A 22,273-nucleotide genomic window follows, 5' to 3' on the forward strand; every position below is an offset into this window, starting at 1 on the left:
CGTGATCGAACGGGCCGACCAGCTCGTCCTGGACTACGTCAGCAAGGCGGCCGACGCCGCTCACGGCGTGTTGCGCCAGGATCAGCGGCTCGACTTCGTCAAGCGGCTCAGGGCCCGTATCGAGGCCGAGCGCGGCGGCAGCGCCGACCCGAAGGCGGTGGCCAGGGTGCTGGCCAGGTTCGGTGACCCGGTCGCGCTCGTCGAGCGGGAGGCGCGCCGCCTCAGCGGCGCGGCCGACGCCCCCCGGATCCAGGCCGCACCCCAGGTACGGCCGGCCGGGCTCCAGGGCCAGGCCGGATCTTGGGAGCGCGCTGCGGGCCAGGCCGGACCAGAGGTACGGCCCGCCGGGAAGGACACGGCCGTCTTCCCCCGGATCGTGGACGACGTGCCGCCTGGCGTCGCGCGCTTCCGGCGGCAGGCGCGGCGACGGCCGGCCGGGAAGGCCGGACGCGGCCTGCCGTTCGCCGGGTCGCGGAGGGCGACCGGGGCCGGCGGCGGGGACGCCGGGACCCTCGTCAAGGAGCACCCGCGCGAGCTGCTCGGCATGGGACTGCTCGTGCTCGCCGCGCTGCTCGTGCCGTTCGGCCTGCCCGCGATCGCGATCTTCCAGGTGCCCGCGATCGTGTGGGCGGCGGGCGCGGTGGCGGTGCTGGCGAGCGACAAGCTCTCCTTCAAGGATCGGATGATCGGGCTCGGCGCGCCGATCTTCGGTTACGCGGTGGGCGGAGTGGTGATCGGCGCCCTGCGGGCCGACGGCGCCGGCGGCTTCAACGCCTTCCTCGAGCAGTTCTTCGCGGTCAGCGGGACCATGTTCATGATCTTCGCGGGGCTGGGCGTGGTGTGGCTCGCCGTCCGGCTGTTGGGCGTCAGCTGACCGGTGCGGGCGCGGGCAGCAGGCCCACGGCCAGCCGTACCCAGGCGGCGACGAACTGGTCCTTCTCCGCGTGACCCGGCGACTCGCCCACCGTCTCCTGGAAGAGCCGGTAGTGGACGACCGCGCCGCCGAGCACCGCGCCGATGCCGGTCCAGTCGACCTCGACCTCCGCGTACTCCGGCTGCGCGCGGAACCACGAGGTGATCGCGTCGAACATCGGCTGCAGCAGCCCCTCGCGCACGACCGCGACCAGCTCGGGGAACTGGCTCAGGTCGCGGAAGAACACCCTGGTCAGCTCGCTCTCCTCGCGCACCTTCGCCAGGCCCGCCCGGCACAGGTGGGACAGGCGCTGCTCCAGGTCGGCCGAGGACTCCATGCTGTTGAGCGTGGCCAGGCTGTCGGCCACCTGGGTGCGCGTGCGCGCGGCGTGCTCGTGCATCGCGGCGGCGAGCACCTCGTACTTGGACTTGAAGTGGCGGTAGAGGCCTCCCGCGCCAGGGGAGAGCCCGGCGGCGGCCTCGATCTCGGCCACCGAGGTGGCGGAGTAGCCCCGCTCGGCGAACAGCCGCAGGGCCTCGTCGACGATCCGCTCGCGCGTCGATCTGGTCATGTCGTTCCTAGTACCTCCACCCAATGAGAAACGTCCTCATCAGACCGTCGCACCACCTTCGTGCCAGTCTAGGGACCCTGTGGTGGTCCGATCGGCGTCGCTACGGCGTGACGCGCCGGATCAGGCTCGCCGCGGCCGACCCGATGACCAGCCAGACCAGAGCGGCCAGGCCGTAGTTGACCAGGACCTGCCAGTGCGCGTCCGGCAGCCTGAACAGGTCGTGCAGGCCGAGCGACAGCGACGTGGCGAAGGACTCGACGAACCGGACGAGCGCGTTGGCGGGATTGGCGGGAAAGATCGCGAAAACGATCGCGAGAACACAAATGAGGGCGGCCGTCCGCGAGACCACCCTCACCGTCCACACGGCGATGTCGGCCATGCGGCGCCCAACGCTCACCGATTTCCGGACGGTCGGGCGCGCCGGGCGATGGGGCCTGGTCTCCTGACTTTCCGCCATGGCCGCTCCTTCGATAAGTAATTCCTTTCTGCCCACTTCAACGGTCCCATACCGGCGCCCGTTACCCTGCACGGGTGGGGAAATCAGTGGGATTCGACCTCGATATGACTCTGGCGGACACGCGTTCGGGAATCGCGGCCGTCTACGACCAGCTCGCCGAACGGCTCGGCGTCGCCATCGACAGCGCGACCGTCATCACCCGCCTCGGCCCGCCGCTGGAGCACGAACTGGCCAACTGGCTGCCGCCGCACGACGTGCCCGCGGCGGCCACGCTGTTCAGGCAGCTCTACCCGGAGGTCGCCGTCCCGGTGCACACCGCCATGACCGGCGCGTACGACGCCGTGCGGGCCGTCAGGGAGGCGGGCGGGCGGGTGATCGTGGTCACCGGCAAGAACCTGCGCGACGCCACGAGCACGGTCGAACTGCTCGGCTTCGAGGTGGACGAGATCGTCGGATCGGTGTTCGGCGCGGAAAAGGGATCGGCTCTCGCGCGTTTCGGCGCGGCCGCCTATGTTGGAGATCACGTCGCGGACATCGAGGCGGCGCGAGCGGGCGGCGCCGTCAGCGTGACGGTCGCCACTGGCCCTTACACGGTGGGAGAGCTGCGTGATCACGGAGCCGATGTGGCGCTGGCGGACCTGACGGAGTTCTCCGCCTGGTTCGGTGCCTGGAACTGATGCGAATTTACCCGGTCGCTCTCCGGCCCAGCTGGGCATAACCTACTTCCATTCATCTTTTCCGACAGCATGAACGAGGTCCCCCCTGTGCCGACTGGCAAGGTCAAGTGGTATGACGCCGACAAGGGTTTCGGCTTCCTCACCCGCGACGACGGCGGTGAGGTCTTCGTGCATTCCTCCGCGCTGCCGGCCGGCGGGGAGCCGCTCAAGCCCGGTCAGAAGGTCGAGTTCGGCGTGGCCGAGGGACGCAGGGGGCAGCAGGCGCTGTCGGTGCGGATCCTCGAGCAGCCGCCGACGCTGGCCAAGTCGAAGCCGAAGGGCAAGCGGAAGAAGCCGGACGAGATGGTCGTGATCGTGGAAGACCTGATCAAGCTGCTCGACGCCGTCTCCGAGTCCTACCAGCGGGGCAAGCACCCCGACGCGGCCCACGCCAAGAAGGTCGCCACGGTGCTGCGCGCGGTCGCCGACGACCTCGACTGACCGCGACTGACCGCGACTGACCGCCCCGCGGGGGCCGGGGTCATGGACGAGCCCGGCTGACGGTTTCCCGGCCGGTCCGTGCTCGGGCCGCTCAGCCGTGCGGGCCGCTCCGCTGCGCGGGTTGCTCAGCCGTGCGGGTTGGTCAGCGGCTTGGTGGTGGCCGGCGCGGGCGGCTGGGCCTGCTGCGGCTCGTGCGGCTTGCGCGGCCGGCTCGCCTGGTCGTGCCGCGAGTCCTGGTGCGGGTCCTGCCGCATGTCCTGCGGGTCCTGCGGGTCCTGCGGTTCCTCAGGCCGGCTCGCCTGGGCGGCGTGGAGCTTGGCGTCGCGGGCCTTCACCCTCGCCCTCCGGAGTACCAGGAGCCAGCCGAGGGTGACGGCGAGCACGACGGCCACCGACGCGAGCCCGCCGGGGCCCACCGACCAGTCCGACACCAGCAGCCCGACCAGCCCGCCGAACACCCAGGCGAGCTGGAGCAGGGCCTCGACCACGCCGAACGTGGACGAGCGCACCTTCTCGCCGATCTCGCGCTGCACGATCGCGTCGAGGGCCAGCTTGCCCAGCTCCTGCGCGAACGCGGCGACCAGCGCCACGGCGACGGCGGCCCACAGGCCGAACAGGTAGGCGGTGACGCCCGCCGTCACCAGCGTCACGGCCAGCGTGAGCAGCACGATGAGCTGGGGCGAGTGGTTGCGCGCCCAGTTGGCGGTCGCGGCGCCCACCAGGCCGCCGAGACCGGCCGCCGCGGCCAGCACGGCGATCGTGGTGGTCGCGGGCAGGTCCTTCAGGTGCCCGTCCTGCACCAGGAAGAGCAGGAAGAACAGCAGGAAGCCGGAGAAGAAGCGGATGGCGGCGTTGGCCCGTACGGCCTCGGTCACGGCGGGGCCGACGTCGAGCAGGGTCCGCCATCGCGCCCGCCGGCCGGGTCGCTCCTGTTCCTCCTCCTCCAGGTCGGGGGAGTCGACGTGGCGCGGCAGCCGTACGGCGACGACCCCCAGCAGCAGGAAGACGACCATCGCGATGCGCAGCACCCAGGCGGCTCCCAGCCAGGCGGTGAGGCCCGCGGCGATCGGCACCGCGACGCCGGCGGCCACCAGCGAGAACAGCGCGACCCTCGCGTTGGCGCTGACCAGCGTGATGTCGGCGGGCAGCACGCTTGGCATGATCGCGGCGCGGGAGACGTGGTACGCCTTGGACAGCACCAGCACCCCGAGCGCGCCGGCGAACAGCGTCAGCACGTCACCGGGGCCCACGGCGGCGGCCATGGCGAAGCAGAGCAGGCCGCGGGCGAACAGCGTGCCCGCCATCACGTAGCGGCGGCCCGACCTGAACCGGTCGAGCACCGGCCCGACGAACGGCGCGACCACCGCGAACGGGATCATCGTGATCATCAGGTAGAGCGCCACCTGGCCGCGCGCCTCGTTGACGGGCAGGCCGAAGAAGATGGTGCCGGCGAGGGCCAGCGTGATGAGCGAGTCGCCGACGCTGTTGACCGCCGTCAGCTCGATGAGGCGGCCGAGGCCGGTACGGCCCGCGCCCTGGGCGTGCGTCAGCCGCCGTGTCGCGTGGCCGACCCGCTGGGCGCCGCTCGCGGTGGCCAGCCCGAACCGTTTGCCGCCGCGCGCGGTGGCCATTCCCGCCCGCTTGGTGCCGCTGGCGGTCGACCGGCCGGCCCGCGCCAGCGCGAGAGTCACCCGTTTCACCCACGACAGCACGCGATCCACGTTTACCAGTCTTACCCGACGTGGGTGCTCGCACGTCCGTCCATGGGTGAGAATGGAGTGTGAGCGAACAGCACCTTGCGGCGGGAGCGGGCCGTTGACCAGGACCAGGACCCGCGTTTCCCCGCCTGATCAGGCCTGTGTCGCCGCCGTCGAGCTCGCGCTTGAGGCAGCGCGGGAGCTCGCCGGACCAGGAGAGCCGGGCGAGCACCTTGGCTACGAGGGCGAGGGCGACCGGATCGTTACGCATTACTTCGCCTGCCTCGACCGGGCGTACCGGGGCTGGCGATGGGCCATCACCGTGACGCGCGCCTCCCGCGCGAAGAAGGTCACGGTCAGCGAGGCCGTGCTGACGCCCGGCACGGGCGCGCTGCTGGCGCCCCCGTGGCTGCCGTGGAGTGAGCGGCTGCTGCCCGGCGATCTCGGCGTCGGCGACCTGCTGCCCACCGCGGAGGACGACGACAGGCTCGTGCCGGGCTTCACCGGCGACGACGAAGAGCTCGACCACCAGATGATCTTCGAGTACGGCCTCGGCAGGGCCAGGGTCCTGTCGGCCATCGGCAGGGACCGCGCCGCCAAGCGCTGGCACTCCGGCGCCCCCGGGCCGCACACACCGATCGCCCACGCCGCGCCCGCGCAGTGCTCCACCTGCGGCTTCTTCTGGCCGCTCGCGGGCGGTCTGCGGGGCGAGTTCGGGGTGTGCGCCAACGAGTACGCGCCCGACGACGGAAAGGTCGTCGCCGCCGACCACGGCTGCGGTGCCCACTCCGAGGCCGCGGTCGTGCCGCCGCCGGTCGAGCAGAGCTCGCCGATCCTCGACGACCTGGGCTACGACCTGATCGAGGTCGAGTCGGGCTCCGTCGACGAGGCCGCCTCAGAGGAGCTCGGTCACTCCTGATCGGCTTTGTCGGCGCCGACCGCTAGCCTTCGGTGGCCCCTCTCTGATCCTTAGGAGTTAGCCCCGTGGACACCTTCGGCACTGATCGGATGCGCGCCGCCGTCCTCACGGCCTGGCGGGCCTCGCCCGCGCGGTTCCGGGAGGACGCCAACGCCGAGGAGGACTTCGCCCTCGGCGGCTACCGCGACCGCCTGATCGTCGAGCTGGCGCAGAACGCGGCCGACGCCGCCCTGCGCGACGGCGTGCCCGGCGTGCTGCGGCTGGAGCTGCGCGACGGCGTGCTCACCGCCGCCAACACGGGCGCGCCGCTCGACGCGGACGGGGTCGAGGGCCTTTCGACGCTGCGGGTGTCGGCCAAGCGTGACCACGTGGGCGCGGCGGGGCGCTTCGGCGTCGGCTTCGCCGCGATCGTGTCCGTCTGCGACGAGCCGTCGATCGGCTCACGGTCGACGGGCGCGGTCCGCTGGTCGCGCGAGGAGACGGCCGCGCTGGTGGCGGCCGAGCCGGCGCTGGCCGCCGAGCTGACCTCCCGCGAGGGCCACGTGCCGCTGCTGCGGCTGCCGTTCCCGGCCACCGTCGAGGTGCCCGACGGGTTCGAGACGTCCGTACGGCTGCCGCTGCGCCCCTCGGCCGAGGCGGCGGTGCGCCAGATGCTCGACGAGACGAGCCCCGCCCTGCTGCTCGGCATGCCGGCGCTGACCGCGATCGAGATCACCGTCGACGGGGTCACCCGCACGGTGGAGCCGTCCGGCTGGCACGTCGTGTCGGCCTCGGGCGAGTTCGCCCCCGAGGAGGTCGCGACCTACTTCGCCGACCGGCCGACGGAGGAGCGGGCCAGGCCTTACTGGTCGGTGCGCTGGGCCGTGCCGCTGGAGGCGGGCCCGCTGCCCGTGCCGCAGGTCGTCCACGCGCCGACGCCTTCCGACGAGCCGCTCGACCTGCCCGCGCTGCTCATCGCCTCCTTCCCGATGGCCACCGACCGGCGCCACGTCGCCCCAGGGCCGCTGACCGACTTCCTGGTCGAGCGCGTCGCCGAGACCTACGTCAAGCTGCTCGAACAGCTGCCGCGCACGCCCCGGCTGCTCGACCTGGTGCCCGCGCTGATGGGCAAGGGCGAGCTCGACGCCCGCATCAGGCGCGCGATCCTGCGCCTGCTGCCCGACGTGCCGCTGCTGCCCGCGCTGTCGGCGCCCGCGCCGGTGGTGACCTCGCCCTCCTTCGACGACGCCGCGCTCTACGACCCCGACGCCACCTGGCAGGTCGAGCACCCGGTGCGCGAGCCGTCCGGTGACGGGTGGGTGGTCTCCGGCAGGGAGGCGTCCGCCGTCCACGGTCCGGGGGAGCTGCTGGAGGTGCTCGCCGAGATCGTGCCCGGCCTGCTGCCGGCCGGCTGGCCCGCGCGGCATCCGGCGCTGTCGGCGCTCGGGGTGCGCAGGGTGGAGCTGGCCGACGTGGTCGACCAGCTGTCGGGTGAGGCGATCGAGGGGCGCGACCCGTCGTGGTGGCGTTCCCTGTACGACGTGCTGCCGGGCGACGACCCCGAGGCCCTCGGGGCGCTGCCCGTGCCGCTGGCCGACGGCCGCCTGGTGCGCGGTCCGCGCGGCACGCTCATCCTCAGCACGCCGCTCGACCTCGCGCCGCTCGGCCTGCGCATCGTGCACTCCGACGCGGCGCATCCGCTGCTGCTGCGCCTGGGCGCCTTCGAGGCCACGCCGCGCACGGTCCTCGACGACCCGCTGACCAGGACGGCGGTGGCGCAGTCGCTCGAGAGCGACGACCCCGACGCGGTGGCCAGGGCCGTCCTGTCGCTGGTCGACGCGGCGGGGGTGACGGCCGGCGAGGAGCCGTGGCTGTCGGAGCTGGCCCTGCGCGGTGCCGACGGCTCGCTGTACCCGGCGGGGGAGCTGCTCCTGTCGTCAGGAGCGCTGGCGGGGCTGCTGGTCGAGGACGCCGGCTTCGGCGTGGCCGCCGACACCTACGACGCGCGGGTGCTCACCGCCGTCGGCGTGCTCGACGGGTTCGCCGTCGTCAACGACGCCGACGTGCTGCTCGACGTCGACTCGTGCGACCACGACCTCGACGAGGAGGACGCCTGGCTCGACCACGTGCTCGACCTGCTGCCCTCGCTCGACGTGCCGCCGGTGGTGCCGGAGTTCACCGCGATCCGCGACCTGGAGCTGGTGGCCGAATGGCCGGCCGCGCTGGCGCTGCTCACCAGGCCGCCGCTGCGGGGGGCGCTGATGCCGCTGCGGATCGAGGGCGTCGAGGTGCCGTCCTACACCGCCTGGTGGCTGTCCACCCACCGGGTCCTCGACGGGCGGCGGCCGGTCGAGCTGCGCCTGCCGGGAGCCGACCCGCTGCTCACCGGGCTGTACGACGAGGCCCCCTCAGGGCTCGACACGGGCGCGCTGGCGATGCTGGGCGTCCGCACCACGCTGACCGACCTGCTGGCCTCCCACGGCGGCCCTGAGGAGCTCCTGGAGCTCCTGGCGGATCCCGCGGTCACCGTCGACCGGGCCCAGCTGCGGGCGCTGTGGATGGCGCTGGCGGCCGTCGACCCGGCGCGGGTGGCTCCGCCGTCCTCGGTGCGGGCCGTTCTCGGTGGCGACATCGTGATCGCCGGGGCCGACGACGCGGTGATCGTGGAGGCCCCCGACCTGCTGCAGCTGGTGACCGACCGGCCGCTGGTGCTGGCGCCCTTCGACCTGGCCGAGTCGCTGTCGGAGCTGCTCGACCTGCCGCTGGCGGGCGAGCTGGTGACGGGGGAGGTCACCTCGTCAGGGGTGCGGCGCACGGTGCCCGCGGAGGTGAGGTCACTGCTGCCCGGCGCTCCCGAGGCGTACGTCGAGCACGAGAAGCTGCTGGTCGACGGGGTGCCGTGCGCCTGGCGCTACTTCGACGGGATGGTCCACTGCGACGGGGTCGACGGGCTGGCCAGGGGGCTGGCGTGGGCGACGGGGCAGTGGAACGACCGCCTCGCCGTCGCCGCCCTCCTGCGCGACCCCTCGGCGGTGCCGCTGCTGCTCGCTGAGTCCGACCTGTCCTGACCCTCGAGGGTGTGCCCCGGAGGCTCCTGGCCTTCCGGGGTGCTTCCCGCGGGCTTCCCTGAAGCCACGTCGGGCCGGCGCCGGCGGCGAGGTCAGGTCAGCGCCGCGCCGACGATGACGATGAGCAGCAGCACGCCGAGCACGGTCGGAAGAAGCCAGAAACGAGGACGGTCCACGCGGCGTAGCCTAACCCCGCTCATCGGGTGCGAGAGCCCATCGCCCCAGTGACTCGTACCTCACCGAGGCGCCCAGGTGGCTGCGGACCAGATCGACCGCGTCGGCCGACCAGCTCGACCCGGCGAACGACGACAGCGCCTCCACCAGGGGGCGCAGGTCGGTGGGGTGGCGGGTGCGGCCGACCGTGAGATGCGGGCGGAACGGCTTGTCATCGGTCTGTACGGCTCCCGCCCGCCGCCCCGCCGCGCTGGCGGAGGCGGCGAGCCGTACCAGGGGGTCGCCGGTGAGGCCCAGCCAGAGCACGCGCTTGGCGAAGGCGCCCGCGCCGGTGAAGGCCACCCGCTTGACGGGATGGCGGGCGGCGGCGCGGGCCAGCCGTTCCTCGAGGTCGGGCAGGACGCGTTCGGGCACGTCCCCGTAGAAGGCGAGCGTGAGGTGCCAGGTCGCGCGGTCGGGGAAGCGCACGCCCTCCACCAGCCCCGCGACGGGCGCCAGGGCGGCGGCCACCTCGTCGAGGATCTCGGGCGGCGGGATGATCGCGGCGAACAGTCTCACAGGACCGATTCTCCCGCCCGCGGCCCTGGGGCGGCGGGCGGGGCTCGGGTCGCCGGCCGTCAGGCGGTGGCGAGGGCCGGCCGGGTGAGCCGGGTGGTGATCAACCGGCTGAGCAGGATCGCCAGGCCGGTGCCGGCCAGCGTGAGCACCCCGCCGAGCATGACGCCGACGCGGGGGCCGCCCATATCCGCGATCCAGCCGATCAGGGGCGCGCCGATCGGAGCGCCGCCGGTGAAGACCAGCACGTAGATGCCCATGACCCGGCCCCGCATCTCGGGCGAGGTGGACATCTGGACCAGCGAGTTGGCCGCGGTGTTGACGGTGATCAGCGCGATGCCGGTGGGGACCAGCAGCAGGAGGTAGACCGGGTAGAACGGGGCCACCCCGACCACGACCTGGAACAGTCCGAAACCGACGGCGCCGGCGATGAGCAGGCTGCGGGTCGGGCGGGCGCGGCGGGCCGCCAGCAGGGCCCCGGCGAGCGCGCCGACGGCGAAGGCGCTGGAGGCCACACCGAACGACGAGGCTCCCTGCCCGAAGACCTGGCGCGCCATCAGCGCGATCGACATCGAGAACGACTGCGTGAACATCGCCATGAACGCGATCACCAGGATGGGAAGCAGCAGCTCCGGGCGTTCGACGACGTAGCGCAGGCCCTCGCGCAGCTGGCCCTTGGCTCTCGGGACGAGCTCGGCCGGGGTCAGCTCCGACCTGCGCATGAGCAGCAGGCTCGAGATGACGCCGCCGAAGGTCAGCGCGTTCAGCAGGAAGATCGGGCCGGTGCCGATGGCGTACATGAGCACGCCGGCGACGGCGGGGCCGACCACGCGGGCCAGGTTGAAGATCGAGGCGTTCAGCGCGATCGCGTTGGGCAGGTCGCGGCGACCCACCATCTCGACCACGAACGCCTGCCGGGTCGGCACCTCCACGCAGGAGATGACGCCGAGAAGGAAGGCCATCGTGTAGACGTGCCAGACCTGGGCCGAACCGGTGACGGTGAGGACGCCCATCGTCAGCGCCAGCATCGCCATGAGCGACTGGGCGACCACCAGGACGGGGCGCTTGGGGTAGCGGTCGGCGAGCACACCGCCGAACAGGCCGAACATCAGCTGGGGAAGGAACTGCAGCGCGGTCGTGGCGCCGAGCGCCGCCGCGCTGCCGTGTGTCAGGTCGAGCACCAGCCAGTCCTGGGCGGTGCGCTGCATCCAGGTGCCGACGTTGGAGACGACGCCTCCGGCCGCGAACAGCCGGTAGTTGTGAACCCGAAGCGACCGGAACATTCCGGTCCTGGGTTCGTCAGGCTCTATATCTTGCTGAGCTTCTCCAGAATCGGCGCCGCCTGCCGGAGCACTGCCCGCTCCTCGGGTGTCAGCTCCTTCAAGCGCTGCGTCAGCCACGCCTCCTTCAACCGGCGCTCCTCCTTCAGCAGCGCCTTGGCGGCGTCGGTCACCGCCACGGTCACCTGCCGCCGGTCGGTCGGATGCGGCGAGCGCGCGACCAACCCGCGCTCCTCGAGCGCGGCGATCACCCGTGTCATCGAGGGTGGCTGCACCTTCTCGAGCTCGGCCAATTCGCCGGGGGTTATCCCTGAATGCCGTTCCACGGCGGCGAGCGTCGCGAACTGCGTGGGTGTCAGGGTGTGTGCCGCTGCCTGTCGTCGGAGTCGCCTGGTCAGCCGCGCCAGCGACACGCGCAGGGCTGAGGCCAGGCCCGCGTCGCTGCGCAGGTCCATCTTGTGCGAGGGATTCGTTAGCACGTCTCATTACCCTTGCTAACTATATGGTTTGCCACGATATTCCCTTCAGTTGGGTTTGTCTCACCCATTGATACAGTGCGCCGCGCACTTCTTATTCTGGGTGACCGCGGCCTGGTGGGCGCCGGCGGAACGCTCGCGGTTCCCGCCCTGTCCGGTCCTCGCCCACGAGTACGGCCGGCCGCTCCCGCTCAAGGGGCGACGCCAGGGCCGGTGGCGACGGCGGCGTGCGTGGCGCTGCTCGCGGCGGCCGGCCTGGTCAGGCGGCGGCACGGTACTGGCCGCGTGCGGTCACGGCGGCCCTGCCGGTGGCCGCCGCGCTCGTCGGCGCGGCCCTGGCCATGATCGCGCGGACCCGCCAGGCCACCACGGCCTGGCGGGTCGAGGACGTCACATGCCGAGCAGGCTCCTGATCGGGCCGAGCGCGAAGTAGACGACGAACAGCGCCGCCACCACCCACAGCAGCGGGTGGATGTCGCTGCGCCTGCCCCTCGCCAGCTGGATGAGCACGTAGCTGAGGAAGCCCGCGCCGATGCCGTTCGAGATGGAGTAGGTGAACGGCATGAGGACGATCGTCAGGAACGCCGGGATCGCGATGCCGTAGTCGTTCCAGTCGATCTCGCGGACCGAGGTCATCATCATGAAGCCGACCACGACCAGCGCGGGCGCCGCCGCCTCGTACGGCACGACCACGACCAGCGGCGCGACCAGGATCGACAGCAGGAACAGGACACCGGTGACCACGGCCGCCAGACCGGTCCGCGCGCCCTCGGCGACACCGGAGGCCGACTCGATGTAGGTCGTGTTCGACGAGACCGAGCCCGCACCGCCGGCCGCCGCGCCGATGGAGTCGACGAGCAGGATCTCGCGGGTGCGCGCCATCTGGCCGTCCTCGTCGACCAGGTTCGCCTGGCGGCCGACGCCCACGATGGTGCCCATCGTGTCGAAGAAGTCGGTCACCAGCAGCGTGAAGACGAACAGGATCGCCAGGATCACCGAGACCTGGCTGAACGCGCCGAGCGGGTCGAACTCGGTGAACAGCGTGAGCGGGTTGTGGAAGCCGAAGATCTGCTCGGGGAGGGTGGGGACGTTCAGCTGCCAGCCGGACGGGTTCGTCTTGGAGGCCGGGCCCGTGTTGGTGAGCGCCTCGACGACCATCGCCAGCAGGGTGGTGCCGACGATGCCGATGAGGATGGCGCCCTTGACCTTGCGCGCCACCAGCACGGCCGTGGCCAGCAGGCCGATGATGAAGACGAGCAGCGGCCACGACGTCAGCGCGCCCGCGATGCCCATCTCCAGCGGCGGTCCCGCGGCGACGCGGCGGACGAAACCGGCGTCCACGAAGCCGATCAGCGCGATGAACAGACCGATGCCGACGCTGATCGCGGTCTTCAACTGGGCGGGGATGGCGTTGAACACGGCCACGCGGAACCCGGTCAGCACGAGGATCGCGATGATGACGCCCTCGAGGAAGACCAGGCCCATCGCCGCCTCCCAGGTCATCTGGGAGGCGATGCCGTACGTCACGAAGGCGTTGAGACCGAGGCCGGCCGCCATGGCGAACGGCACCCTGCCGACCACGCCCATGAGGATGGACAGCAGGCCCGCGACGAACGCGGTGCCGGAGGCGACCAGCGGCAGGTTCGCGGCCAGGCCGTCGCCGATGAACTGGCCCTGGACGTCCTTGACGGTGCCGATGATGATCGGGTTCAGGACGACGATGTAGGCCATCGTGAAGAAGGTGGCCAAGCCACCGCGGACCTCGCGGGACACCGTCGAACCACGAGCCGAGATGGCGAAGAATCGGTCAAGACCGGAAAGAGGGGGAGTTATCGTGTCTTTCACGCGCGAAGAGTGGCAGGGCTTGCCACCTGCCAAAAGACCTTGCGACCTGATCGAGACTGATTTGCCGCCATATCGCGCGAAACGGGACGTCGACTAGTCTGGACGACGTGAAGCAGGCATGGCGTCCCGACCCCGAGCCGCTCGAGACCAACGACCGGGCCGCCGTGCTCGTGGGGACAGGGCTGTGGGCCGTCGCCCTGGCCGTCCTGCTGATCGTACGGCCAGGGCCGGACCACGAGTGGTGGATCTGGACCTGCGTGACGGGCATCGTCCTGGGCGGGTTCGGCTACTGGTTCGTCGACCGCAGGAGCCGCAGGCAGCTTCCGGCCGACCAGACCCCCGTCGAACCGCCGATCTAGGGCTCCGCTACCACGCGTAGTCCTCCGGGGCGGGGCTGTGCCCGGGGAAGATCTCGTCGAGCCGGGCGAGGGCCTTGTCGTCGAGCCTGATCTCCAGCGTCCGCATGGCGCCGTCGAGCTGCTCCATCGTGCGCGGGCCGATGATCGGCGCGGCCACCGCGGGCCTGGTCAGCAGCCAGGCCAGACCGACGTGCGCGGGATCCTCGCCGAGCTCGTCGCAGAACGCCTCGTACTGCTCGATCTTGTCGCGGTGCTTCTCGAGCTGCTTGACCATGTGCTCGGCGGCCGAGCGGCCCTTGTCGATCTTGCGGAGGACGCCGCCGAGCAGGCCGCCCGCCAGCGGACTCCAGGGGATGACGCCCAGGCCGTAGTCCTCGCACGCGGGCAGCACCTCCAGCTCGACCGCGCGGGTCAGCAGGTTGTAGTGGCTCTGCTCGCTGACCAGGCCGAACATGGTGCGCTTCGCGGCCGCCTCCTGCGCCTTGGCGATGTGCCAGCCGGCGTAGTTGGACGAGCCCGCGTAGATGATCTTGCCCTGCCGGCGCAGGACGTCGATCGCCTCCCAGAACTCCTCGACCGGGGTCTCCCTGCCGATGTGGTGGGCCTGGAAGATGTCGATGTAGTCGGTCTGGAGCCGCCGCAGCGAGGCGTCACAGGCCCTGCGGATGTGCAGCGCGGACTGCATGCTCTCGTTCGGCCACTCGCCCATCCTGCCGTGGAACTTCGTGGCGATGACCGTGCGCTCCCTGCGGCCGCCGCCCTGGGCGAACCACCGGCCGACGATGTTCTCGGTCACGCCCTCGCCGAGCTTCCAGCCGTAGACGTCGGCGGTGTCGAAGAAGTTGATGCCGAGCTCGTGGGCCCTGTCCATGATCGCGAAGGAGTCTTCCTCCGTGGTCTCGGGGCCGAAGTTCATCGTGCCGAGACAGAGCGGGCTGACCTTGAGGCCACTGCGTCCAAGGTTCACGTATTCCATGAGACCCACCCTAAGAACCTGGACCCCACTCCAGGCCAGTCCTTTCGATATAGTGATCACAACTCCCGGGGTGGTCGCCTCGGGATCGTGCGTTTATGTACCGACTCCTCGCAAGCGCCGCGCTTCCCCTCCTGCTGTCGTCCGTCACCGGGCTGACCGGTTCCCTCGTCGTCACCGCCACGCTGGGCCGCCACGACACATCGGCACTGGCCGCGTTCGCGTTGACCATGGCCGTCCACCAGCCCGCCTCGATGGCCGTCATCGGCGGCCTGCGGGGACTCGCGCCCTTCGTGGCCCCGCACAGGGACGAGCCCGTCGCCGCGATCCCCGTCCTGCGGGACGCCCGCTGGCTCGCCCTCGCCATCGGTACGGCAGGCGCCCTCGCGGTGGCCTGCGTGCCGCTCGTCGCCGCCGTGAGCGGGGCCGCGGTGACGGGGTTCGGCGCGCTGCCGTACCTGCTGGCGTGCTCGCTGCTGGTCGGCGCGGCCAACGGCGGCGTGAGCACCGTGCTCGTCGCGCTCGGCCACGGCGGGAAGGTGCTGCGGGCAGGCGTCGCGGCCACGGCCGCGGCGGTGGTGCTGGTGGCGGTCCTGGTGCCGTGGTGGGGGCCGGCCGGCGCGGGACTGGCCTACCTCGGCTCGTCGCTGGCCGGTGCCGCCGTGGCGAACCACGCTTTGCGCCGCGTGCTGGGCCGGCCCATCGGCAGGGGACGGCCGCGCCCGCGGGAGATCAGGAAGATCGCCAGGGTCAGCCTTCCGCTGTCGGCGACCATGCTGATCAAGTTCGCGGGGCTGGGCGTCCTGGCCTACGCGGCGGCCAGGACCGGTGCCACGGGGGCCGCCGCCCACGCGATCGTCTACGCGCTGACCGGGTTCCTCATGGTGCCCGCGCTCGCCGTGGCCCAGGCGGCGGTTCCGGAGATCGCCCGCGCCGGCGGGGCCTGCGGCAAACGGCGCGTCGCGCGCGTCGCGCTCACCCTGGCAGGCGCGGCAGCGGCGGCCGGCGCGGGCCTGCTGCTTGCTTTCGACGGCGTGCTGGTTCGGCTGTTCACCGGCGACCCGGCGGTGCGCGCGCAGGTGTCCGCGGTGGTGATGGTCGCGCTCGGGTCGAGCATGGCGGAGGCGGCGTCGGCGGTTCTGGGCTTCGCGCTGACCGCGATGAAGAGGTCCGCTCGGAGCCTGCGCTCCGTCGCCGTCGGCTGGGGCCTGCTGGTCGTCGCCGCCGGGCCGGTGGTGGGCGCCTGGGGACTGGTAGGGCTGTGGACGGCCGTGCTGGCCACCCACCTGCTGCTGGTGGCCCTGCAGGGGCTCGCGTTTCTGTCGGTCACGGCTGATAGGCATGTCGTCTCGTGAAGGCCTTGATCGGCGCCGCCGTACCCCTCTTCCTGTCGATGGTCTCCGGCATGGTGGCGCACCTGGTCGGCAGCGCCGTCCTCGGCAACCGGTCGGCCGCCGCGCTCGCGGCCCTCGCGCTGGCGCTGGCCGTGTACAACCCGGTGGTCGCGGCGGTGGCGGGCGCGGTGCGGGGGATGGTCCCGTTCGTCGCGCCGCACACCGGCGACCCCGCGGCGGCGTTACCCGTGCTCAAGGACGCCCGCTGGCTCGCCTACGGCGTCGGCGGGCTGGGCGCGGCCGTCATGACGTGCGTGCCGTTGATCGCGACGGCCAGTGGCGCGCCCGGTGAGGTCGTCGCCGAGCTGGGCGCGTTGCCCTGGCTGCTGGCGGCGTGCGTCGTGGTGCTGGCGGCGGGCGGCGGCGCCAACTCGGTCCTCATCGCGCTGGGCCGTAGCCGTCAGGTGCTGTGGTCCGCGCTGGCGGCCACGGCGGTCGAGGTGGCGCTGATCGTCGTGCTGGCGCCGTCGCTCGGCGTCGGAGGAGTCGGCCTCGCCGCGCTGGGCTCGGCGGCCGCCGGCATGCTCGTCTCGAATCTCGCCCTGATGCGCGTGCCGGGCCTGCGCGGGCAGTCCCTTCGGCCCGGCCGTCCGAGGCCGCGGGAGATCGCCGAACTGGCCCGGGTCGGGCTGCCGCTGTCGGCGACCACGCTCGTCAAGTTCGGCGCCCTGGCCGTCGTCACCTACGCCGCCGCCGGCACCGGCACGCGGAACGCGGCGGCGCACGCCCTCCTCGGATCGCTGGCGGGGCTGCTCATGGTGGCGGCGCTCGCGGTCGCCCAGGCGTCTGTTCCGGAGATCGCCCGCGCCGCCGACGCTGCTCGGGCCAGGCGGGTCAACAGGGGCGCCGTCCTGCTGGCGGTCACCGCGTCAGGCGTCGGCGCGGTGGGCCTGCTGGCCTTCGGCGAGCCGTTGATGGGCCTGTTCACCAGCGACGCGGGCGTGCGTGACACCGCGCTCGCGCTCCTGCCGCTGCTCGTGCCGGCGTCGGTCGCCGACGGCTGGCAGGCGGTCATGGGGTTCGGGCTGACCGCGCTCAAGCGGTCGAGCTGGAGCCTGGGGTGCTTTCTCCTCGGGTACGGCATGCTCGCGGGCGTCGCGGTGCCCGTGGCGGGGTTCGCGGGGTTGCCGGGGTTGTGGACGGCGGTGCTGGTGATGAACGTCGTGCTGGTCCTGCTGCAGGGCGGCGGGTTCTTGCGGCACAGCGCGCGGATAGGGATGGTCACTGCTGGGGCATGATGGGCGGATGGGGGATGTCCTGGTTCGCACGCTTGCTGGGGTCGGGGTGGCGGTCGTGCTGCCGGTGACTCCTGCCTTCGCCGTCGGTACGCCCGCGGTCCCGGCACCCGCCGTGTCCACGGCTGCCGGTTCCACGCCCGGGCTTCTCGCGCCCGCCGAGGTGACTCCTGCTGCCGCCGAGGGGAGCCTGGCTGAGGGTCGTCCCGCCGCGGCGACCCCTGCCGCGGGCAGTCCCGCCGCTGAGGGGACTCCCGCGGAGGGGGAGCGCGAGACGGTCGCGTTCAGGATCTCCGATCCGCGGATCACCGAGTCGAGCGGGCTGGCGCTCTCGCCGACCCGTGAGGGCGTGGTCTACACCCACAACGACAGCGACGCGGGGCCGGTCTTCTACGCGCTCGACGACGACGGGAAGACCAAGGCGACCTTCACCCTGCGGGGCGCCCAGGCGCGTGACTGGGAGGCGATGGCCGCCAGCAGGGATCCGGCGACAGGGCGAGGCGTGCTGTGGTTCGCCGACATCGGCGACAACTTCGACGGCGCCTGGCCGGACATCTCCGTCTACAAGGTGATGGAGCCCGGCACGCTGCGCGACGCGACGCTGCCCGCCGTGCGCTACCGGTTCACCTACGAGGACGGCGGCCACAACGCCGAGGGCATCATGGTCAACCCGAAGACCGGCCGGCTGTACGTGGTGACCAAACAGTTCGCGGGGGCGATCTACGAGGCGCCCAGGCGGCTGCGGGCGAGCGGGACGAACGTCCTGCGCAAGGTGGGCTCCGCGCCGATCATGGCTACGGACGCGGCCTACGCGCCCGACGGGTCGAGCTTCGTCATCCGTACCTACTTCTCCGCGACCGTGTTCAGCGGGTTCGACGAGCAGCTGGCGAAGGTGTCGATGCCCGCGATGGACCAGGCGGAGTCGATCGCCTACACCCGGGACGGCACGGCGCTGCTCACGGGAACCGAGGGCGCCGACAGCCCGGTCTACCGGGTGCCGTTGCCCGCCAAGGCGCTGCCGTCGCCGTCCCCCTCGCCGTCGGCGCGGGCCGAGGAGGCGGCCGAACCGGCGGAGGACCAGGAGAGCACGCCCGCCTCGGCAACGGCGGCGGACGCCCCGGGCGGGATCACGGGACGGGACATCCTGCTGTGGCTGGCGGTGGCGCTGGGCGCCACGGGTGTGATCACGTTCATCGCCAGGAAGACGCGCTGAGTCGGGATGCTCAGGCGTATCTGAGTAGCGAGACGCAAGCGATCATCAAGTGGGTGCGGCATTGTTCTCCGCATGCACGTGAACTGTCCTGATTGCGGGCTTCCCCTCCACGGGCCCGTGACGGCCTGCCCCCGGTGCGCGCTGCCGCTGGCGGGGCCGGTAGCGGTGGAACTCTGGCAGGTCGACGGGGCGCTGGCGGGTCTCAGGGCGCGCGAGGCGGAACTGAACGCGCGCCGGGAGCACCTGCTCTCCCTCCTGCGCGCCGACCGCGCCCGGTTCCAGGGGCAGGCGGAACGGCCCGCGCCGGGGGTCGCCCCCCAGGGCGTCGATCCGGGTCCCGCGGGAGCCTTCGCCGGCGACTCGGCTTCTCCGGGCCGCCAGGAGGGAGCCGGCGCGGGGCCGACGGGGGATGCGGGGACAGGCGCCGGTGCGGGGGTGGCGGGAGCCGGCGGGCCCGCGGGGCCGGTCGCGGGCGGCCGGGCGCAGGGTGCGGGTGCCGGCGGTGGTGCGGGCGGCGGCGCGGGTGGCTGGGTGCCGGGGGGTACGGGTGCCGGCGGTCCCGGGCAGGCGGCGCGGCCGGAGGTGTCGAAGCGGACGGCGCAGAACGTGCTGCTCATCCTCGGCGGCCTCATGCTGGCCGTGGCGGCGATCGTGTTCACGGTCGTCAGCTGGGGCCACCTCGGCATCGGCGGCAGGGCGGCCATCCTGGCGGGCCTGACCGGGGTGACGCTGGCCGTACCGGCGCTGCTGCTCAGGCGCGGGCTCAACGCGACCGCGGAGACCATCGGCGTGCTCGGGCTGGCGCTGATGCTGCTCGACGGGTACGCGGCGCGCAGGGTCGGCCTGGTCGGCGGCCTGGACGGGTGGGACTACACGGCGGCCACACTCGCGGTGGTGGCCGCGGCGGCGGCCGGCTACAGCAGGGTGTTGCCGCTCAAGGTGCCGATGCCGCTGGCGGTGGTGCTGCTGCAGGCGCCGCTGCCGCTGCTGTCGATCGGCCACGGCGGCGGCTGGACGAGCGGGGCGCTGGCCGCCACGGTCGCCCTCGACGCCGCCATCTGGACGTCGGCCGCGCGCGGCCGGGCGGCACGCGTCACGGCCACGGTGTGCCTGGCCGTCATGGGGACGGTCACGTTGATGGGGGCCGGGCTCGCGTCGTTCGCCACCCACAGGCCGTGGCATGCGGCCGGGCTGGTGGTGCTGGCGGCGGTCGGCGGGTACGTCGCGTTCCGGTCGGACGAGGCGGTCGGCAGGGGCGTCGCGGCCGTCGGGTCGGCGACGGCGTTCGTCGTGGCGGCGGGCGCGTTGCTGATCGAGCCGCTGCCGTCGGCCTGGCGGGTGGTGCCGTACACGGTGGCCGCGCTGGCGGTGGCGACGGCGGCCAGGTGGCTTCCGGTACGGCTGCGCGCGCCTTACGCCTATGCCGGGGTGGGCCTGGCGCTGGTGAGCGCGGTGCCGGTCGTGCCGCAGGCGCTGCTGGCCCTGCTGCAGGCGCCGGTGATGGGGGACGAGTCCTTCCGTCTGGGGACACTCGTCATGGTGCGGTCGGCGCCCGTCGTGTTCGTCCTGCTGGCGGCGGTGCCGCTGATCGTGGGCAGGGTGCGGTGGATGGCGCCGGTCTCCCTGGTGGCGGCGGTGCTGGTGGCGCCGGTGGCGTACGGGCTGCCGTACACGGCGGTGGTGGCCGTCCAGCTGGTCGTGGCGGTGGGGTGCACGCTCGCCGCGGCGCTCCTGGGGACGGAACGGGCAGCCGCGCAGGGAACGGAACTGGCAGCCGCAGGCACGGAGGGAACGGGACGGCCAGCCGCGGGCACGGAGGGGACGGAACGGGCAGCCGCGCGCGCGGAGGGGCCCGGCGGGGTGCCGGTGGCCGGTGGTTCTCGGGCGCGGATGGCGGGGATCGTCGGGGGTGCTGCGCCGTGGGCGTGGACGGCGGGGGTTTCCGGCGGGCTCGCGGTGTTGTGGTCGCTGAACGAGCGGGCCGTGGCCTACGTGGTGCTGGGAGTGCTGCTGGTGGCGTGGGGCGCGCTGTACCGGCGGCCCGCGGCGCTGGTGGGGGCGTCGTTCGCGGGCACGGGGCTGGTGTGGCTGGCGCTGGACGGCCTGGGCGTGGTTCCCAGGGACGCGGCGGCGACGGGGCTCGCGGTGGGCGCGGCGCTGGCCTTGCTCGGCTGGTACGGCACGCGAGGCGCGCCACCGGTGCTGGGATCGGCACCGTCGCAGTCGTCGGCGGCGTCGCCGCCTCAGGGGCCGGTCGCTCTCGCGGGCGCCGGGACGCAGGGGGGTGACTCCGGGGGAGCACTGGGATCGGGTCCTCTGGGCGAGGGCGCCGATCGTCCCGGGCCGGGGCAGGTCGGCGGCAGTCCCGGGGTGACGCCGGGCGACGGTCACCCAGGGCCGGTGGGGCCTGGCGGTGGGCCGGGAGTGATGCCGGGTGCCGGTCACCCGGGGCCGGTGGGGCCTGGCGGTGGGCCGGGGGTCATGCCGGGTGCCGGTCATCCGGGGTCGGTGGGGCCCGGTGGCGGCACGGGGGTGTTGCCGGGTGGCGGTCGTCCTGGGGTGCTGGGGGGCGGTGGTGCTTCTGCGGGCGGGACGCTGCTGGGGGGCGCCGGGCGGGACGGCTCATGGGCGGCGTTCACCGGGCGGGTGACGGCGGTCCTGATGGCGGTCGCGGCCGTGCTGATCGTCGGGGACGTGCTGGTCGGGACGCTGGGGGCGTACCTGCCGGTGGTGGACGCGTGGAGTGGCGCGCCGGCCTTCGCAGGGGGCAGGCCGCTGGCGCTGGTCGCGGTCGGCGTGGCGGTGGCGGTGGCGGCGCTGGCGACCCGGCCGGCGTTCGGGGTGCCGGCGGGCGCCGTCGCGCTGGCGGTGGTGCCGGTGACGGTGCGCGTGCCGTACCCGGTGGTGCTGGTCCTGCTGGTGCTGGGGGCCGCGGCCGCCGCGGCGGTGGCGGCCCGCGGGCCGGGGCACGCGGTGGTCAGGCGGGGGAGCGCGGGGGCCGCGCTGTGGCTCGGGTCGCTGGCGCTCGGCTGGGCGCTGGCGGTGCAGGCGGCGACGCTTGCGGTGCTGCCCGCGCTGGCGGCCGTCGCGGCGCTCACCGGACTGCTGTGGGCGGACGTCCGAGGCCCCGGCGGCGTCGCGGGCGGAACGGGGCGGGCGCGGTTCGGCTGGACGGTGCTGTCCGGGGCGCTCGTCGCGGGCGAGGTGGTCGCGGTGGCGGCCGCGTTCGAGGTGCGGGTGGTGGAGGCCTACACGCTGCCGTTCGCGGTGCTGCTGCTGGTCGCCGGCTGGTGGGGGGCGCGCGGCAGGGCGCTGTCCTCGTGGCCGGTGTACGGGCCGGGCCTGGCGCTGGCGTTCGGGCCGAGCCTGGTGCAGGCGGCCACCCCGCTCAGGGCGTTGCTCCTGGGTACGGCGGCGCTGGCCGTGACGCTGGCGGGCGCCAGGTGGCGGCTGCAGGCGCCGACCGTCATGGGCGCGCTCACGGTGGCCGTGGTGGCGGTGCGGGAGCTGGCGCCGTGGATCGCCGATCTGTTCGGCGTGGTGCCGCGGTGGGTGCCGATGGCGCTCGGCGGCCTGCTGCTCGTGGTGGTGGGCGCCACCTACGAGGCGCGCAAGCGGGACGTGCGCAGGCTCAGGGACGCTGTCGCAAGGTTGCGGTGAACGCCTCGCCGCGCAGGGCCCGCTCGACGACGCTGATCGAGCGGGCCAGCCGGACCAGGCGCGGCCCCTCCGCGCGGTAGACGTCGAGCACCGCCTCGACGGCGTGCGGCGGCAGCCGGTCCTTGAGGTCGACGGCCGCGCTCCGGTAGCCGGCCCTGGCCGCCGCGATGGCCGAGTCGACGTGGTGGCCGGCCATCCTGGCCAGGGCGATCGGGTGGCGGCGGAGCACCTCGTAGCCGCGGTAGTCGGGCGGTACGGCGTCGAGCAGCCAGGCCACGGCCGAGGTCTCCCAGTCGGGGACGCTGGGCGGGCGGACCTCGGGCGGCCACTCCGGCGGGACGTACATGA

General features: G+C 73.3%; 20 protein-coding genes. 10 read left to right on the forward strand and 10 right to left on the reverse strand.

All coding sequences use genetic code 11. The features are described from left to right. Position 1 precedes the first annotated feature (1 nt). The gene (locus ACWEVS_RS23625) at positions 2–874 is read left to right on the forward strand and encodes a hypothetical protein (protein WP_452553296.1); all 873 of its coding nucleotides are present in this window, start codon (positions 2–4) and stop codon (positions 872–874) included. Here the strand turns inward: ACWEVS_RS23625 and ACWEVS_RS23630 are convergent. Beyond that, entirely contained in the window at positions 867–1,484 is a 618-nt protein-coding gene (locus ACWEVS_RS23630) for a TetR/AcrR family transcriptional regulator (protein ID WP_354914284.1), read from the reverse strand. The two genes, ACWEVS_RS23625 and ACWEVS_RS23630, sit on opposite strands and share 8 nt — an antisense overlap. A 100-nt stretch (positions 1,485–1,584) precedes the next feature. Further along, entirely contained in the window at positions 1,585–1,863 is a 279-nt protein-coding gene (locus ACWEVS_RS23635) for a hypothetical protein (RefSeq protein WP_449918542.1), read from the reverse strand. Positions 1,864–2,027: 164 nt separating this feature from the next. On the opposite strand from ACWEVS_RS23635, the gene ACWEVS_RS23640 reads away from it, so the two are divergent. Together ACWEVS_RS23640 and ACWEVS_RS23645 are read left to right on the forward strand one after the other, a co-directional pair. Then, positions 2,028–2,618 (forward strand): HAD family hydrolase, encoded by a 591-nt coding sequence (locus ACWEVS_RS23640; protein ID WP_452418459.1) that lies wholly within the window; start codon positions 2,028–2,030, stop codon positions 2,616–2,618. 87 nt (positions 2,619–2,705) lie between these two features. Continuing rightward, positions 2,706–3,098 (forward strand): cold-shock protein, encoded by a 393-nt coding sequence (locus tag ACWEVS_RS23645; protein ID WP_354914504.1) that lies wholly within the window; start codon positions 2,706–2,708, stop codon positions 3,096–3,098. Between the two features lie 125 nt (positions 3,099–3,223). On the opposite strand, the gene ACWEVS_RS23650 is transcribed toward ACWEVS_RS23645, so the two are convergent. Then, positions 3,224–4,819 (reverse strand): MFS transporter, encoded by a 1,596-nt coding sequence (locus ACWEVS_RS23650; RefSeq protein ID WP_452553298.1) that lies wholly within the window; start codon positions 4,817–4,819, stop codon positions 3,224–3,226. Between the two features lie 94 nt (positions 4,820–4,913). On the opposite strand from ACWEVS_RS23650, the gene ACWEVS_RS23655 reads away from it, so the two are divergent. Then, on the forward strand, positions 4,914–5,714 hold the full coding sequence (locus ACWEVS_RS23655) for a DUF3027 domain-containing protein (protein WP_449918532.1): 801 nt from the start codon (positions 4,914–4,916) through the stop codon (positions 5,712–5,714). Between the two features lie 89 nt (positions 5,715–5,803). Continuing rightward, positions 5,804–8,761 (forward strand): sacsin N-terminal ATP-binding-like domain-containing protein, encoded by a 2,958-nt coding sequence (locus ACWEVS_RS23660; protein WP_452553424.1) that lies wholly within the window; start codon positions 5,804–5,806, stop codon positions 8,759–8,761. Between the two features lie 186 nt (positions 8,762–8,947). On the opposite strand, the gene thpR is transcribed toward ACWEVS_RS23660, so the two are convergent. The 5 genes from thpR to ACWEVS_RS23685 all read right to left on the reverse strand — a co-directional run bounded on the left by thpR (position 8,948) and on the right by ACWEVS_RS23685 (position 13,091). Continuing rightward, a complete protein-coding gene (thpR, locus tag ACWEVS_RS23665) occupies positions 8,948–9,493 on the reverse strand; it encodes an RNA 2',3'-cyclic phosphodiesterase (protein ID WP_449918530.1) in 546 nt (181 codons plus the stop codon). 59 nt (positions 9,494–9,552) lie between these two features. Further along, the gene (locus tag ACWEVS_RS23670) at positions 9,553–10,773 is read right to left on the reverse strand and encodes an MFS transporter (protein WP_449918527.1); all 1,221 of its coding nucleotides are present in this window, start codon (positions 10,771–10,773) and stop codon (positions 9,553–9,555) included. Between the two features lie 23 nt (positions 10,774–10,796). Continuing rightward, positions 10,797–11,225, reverse strand: a complete 429-nt coding sequence (locus tag ACWEVS_RS23675; RefSeq protein ID WP_354914296.1) for a MarR family winged helix-turn-helix transcriptional regulator — start codon at positions 11,223–11,225, stop codon at positions 10,797–10,799. Positions 11,226–11,505: 280 nt separating this feature from the next. Continuing rightward, on the reverse strand, positions 11,506–11,640 hold the full coding sequence (locus tag ACWEVS_RS23680) for a hypothetical protein (RefSeq protein WP_452553299.1): 135 nt from the start codon (positions 11,638–11,640) through the stop codon (positions 11,506–11,508). Next, entirely contained in the window at positions 11,637–13,091 is a 1,455-nt protein-coding gene (locus ACWEVS_RS23685) for an NCS2 family permease (protein ID WP_449918519.1), read from the reverse strand. Before ACWEVS_RS23685 ends, ACWEVS_RS23680 begins: the two co-directional genes overlap by 4 nt. Before the next feature lie 107 nt (positions 13,092–13,198). Here ACWEVS_RS23685 and ACWEVS_RS23690 point away from each other — a divergent pair, with 107 nt between their 5' ends. Then, the gene (locus ACWEVS_RS23690; RefSeq protein WP_449918516.1) at positions 13,199–13,450 is read left to right on the forward strand and encodes a DUF2530 domain-containing protein; all 252 of its coding nucleotides are present in this window, start codon (positions 13,199–13,201) and stop codon (positions 13,448–13,450) included. 7 nt (positions 13,451–13,457) lie between these two features. On the opposite strand, the gene ACWEVS_RS23695 is transcribed toward ACWEVS_RS23690, so the two are convergent. Then, on the reverse strand, positions 13,458–14,426 hold the full coding sequence (locus ACWEVS_RS23695; RefSeq protein ID WP_452553300.1) for an aldo/keto reductase: 969 nt from the start codon (positions 14,424–14,426) through the stop codon (positions 13,458–13,460). A 95-nt stretch (positions 14,427–14,521) separates the two neighbouring features. On the opposite strand from ACWEVS_RS23695, the gene ACWEVS_RS23700 reads away from it, so the two are divergent. The 4 genes from ACWEVS_RS23700 (at position 14,522) to ACWEVS_RS23715 (ending at position 21,925) form a co-directional block, all read left to right on the forward strand. Then, positions 14,522–15,778 carry an MATE family efflux transporter gene (locus ACWEVS_RS23700; RefSeq protein WP_452553302.1) on the forward strand — a complete coding sequence of 419 codons (1,257 nt, stop codon included), beginning with the start codon at positions 14,522–14,524 and terminating at the stop codon, positions 15,776–15,778. Beyond that, positions 15,775–17,055 carry an MATE family efflux transporter gene (locus tag ACWEVS_RS23705; RefSeq protein WP_452553304.1) on the forward strand — a complete coding sequence of 427 codons (1,281 nt, stop codon included), beginning with the start codon at positions 15,775–15,777 and terminating at the stop codon, positions 17,053–17,055. The genes ACWEVS_RS23700 and ACWEVS_RS23705 overlap by 4 nt, the downstream gene beginning before the upstream one ends. A gap of 7 nt (positions 17,056–17,062) precedes the next feature. Then, positions 17,063–18,265 carry a hypothetical protein gene (locus tag ACWEVS_RS23710; RefSeq protein ID WP_452553306.1) on the forward strand — a complete coding sequence of 401 codons (1,203 nt, stop codon included), beginning with the start codon at positions 17,063–17,065 and terminating at the stop codon, positions 18,263–18,265. 72 nt (positions 18,266–18,337) lie between these two features. Then, positions 18,338–21,925, forward strand: a complete 3,588-nt coding sequence (locus ACWEVS_RS23715; protein ID WP_452553308.1) for an SCO7613 C-terminal domain-containing membrane protein — start codon at positions 18,338–18,340, stop codon at positions 21,923–21,925. Here ACWEVS_RS23715 and ACWEVS_RS23720 read toward each other — a convergent pair. Beyond that, a complete protein-coding gene (locus ACWEVS_RS23720; RefSeq protein WP_449918503.1) occupies positions 21,897–22,271 on the reverse strand; it encodes a hypothetical protein in 375 nt (124 codons plus the stop codon). The two genes, ACWEVS_RS23715 and ACWEVS_RS23720, sit on opposite strands and share 29 nt — an antisense overlap. Between the last annotated feature and the right edge of the window lie 2 nt (positions 22,272–22,273).

The organism is Nonomuraea sp. NPDC003754, assembly GCF_053605785.1.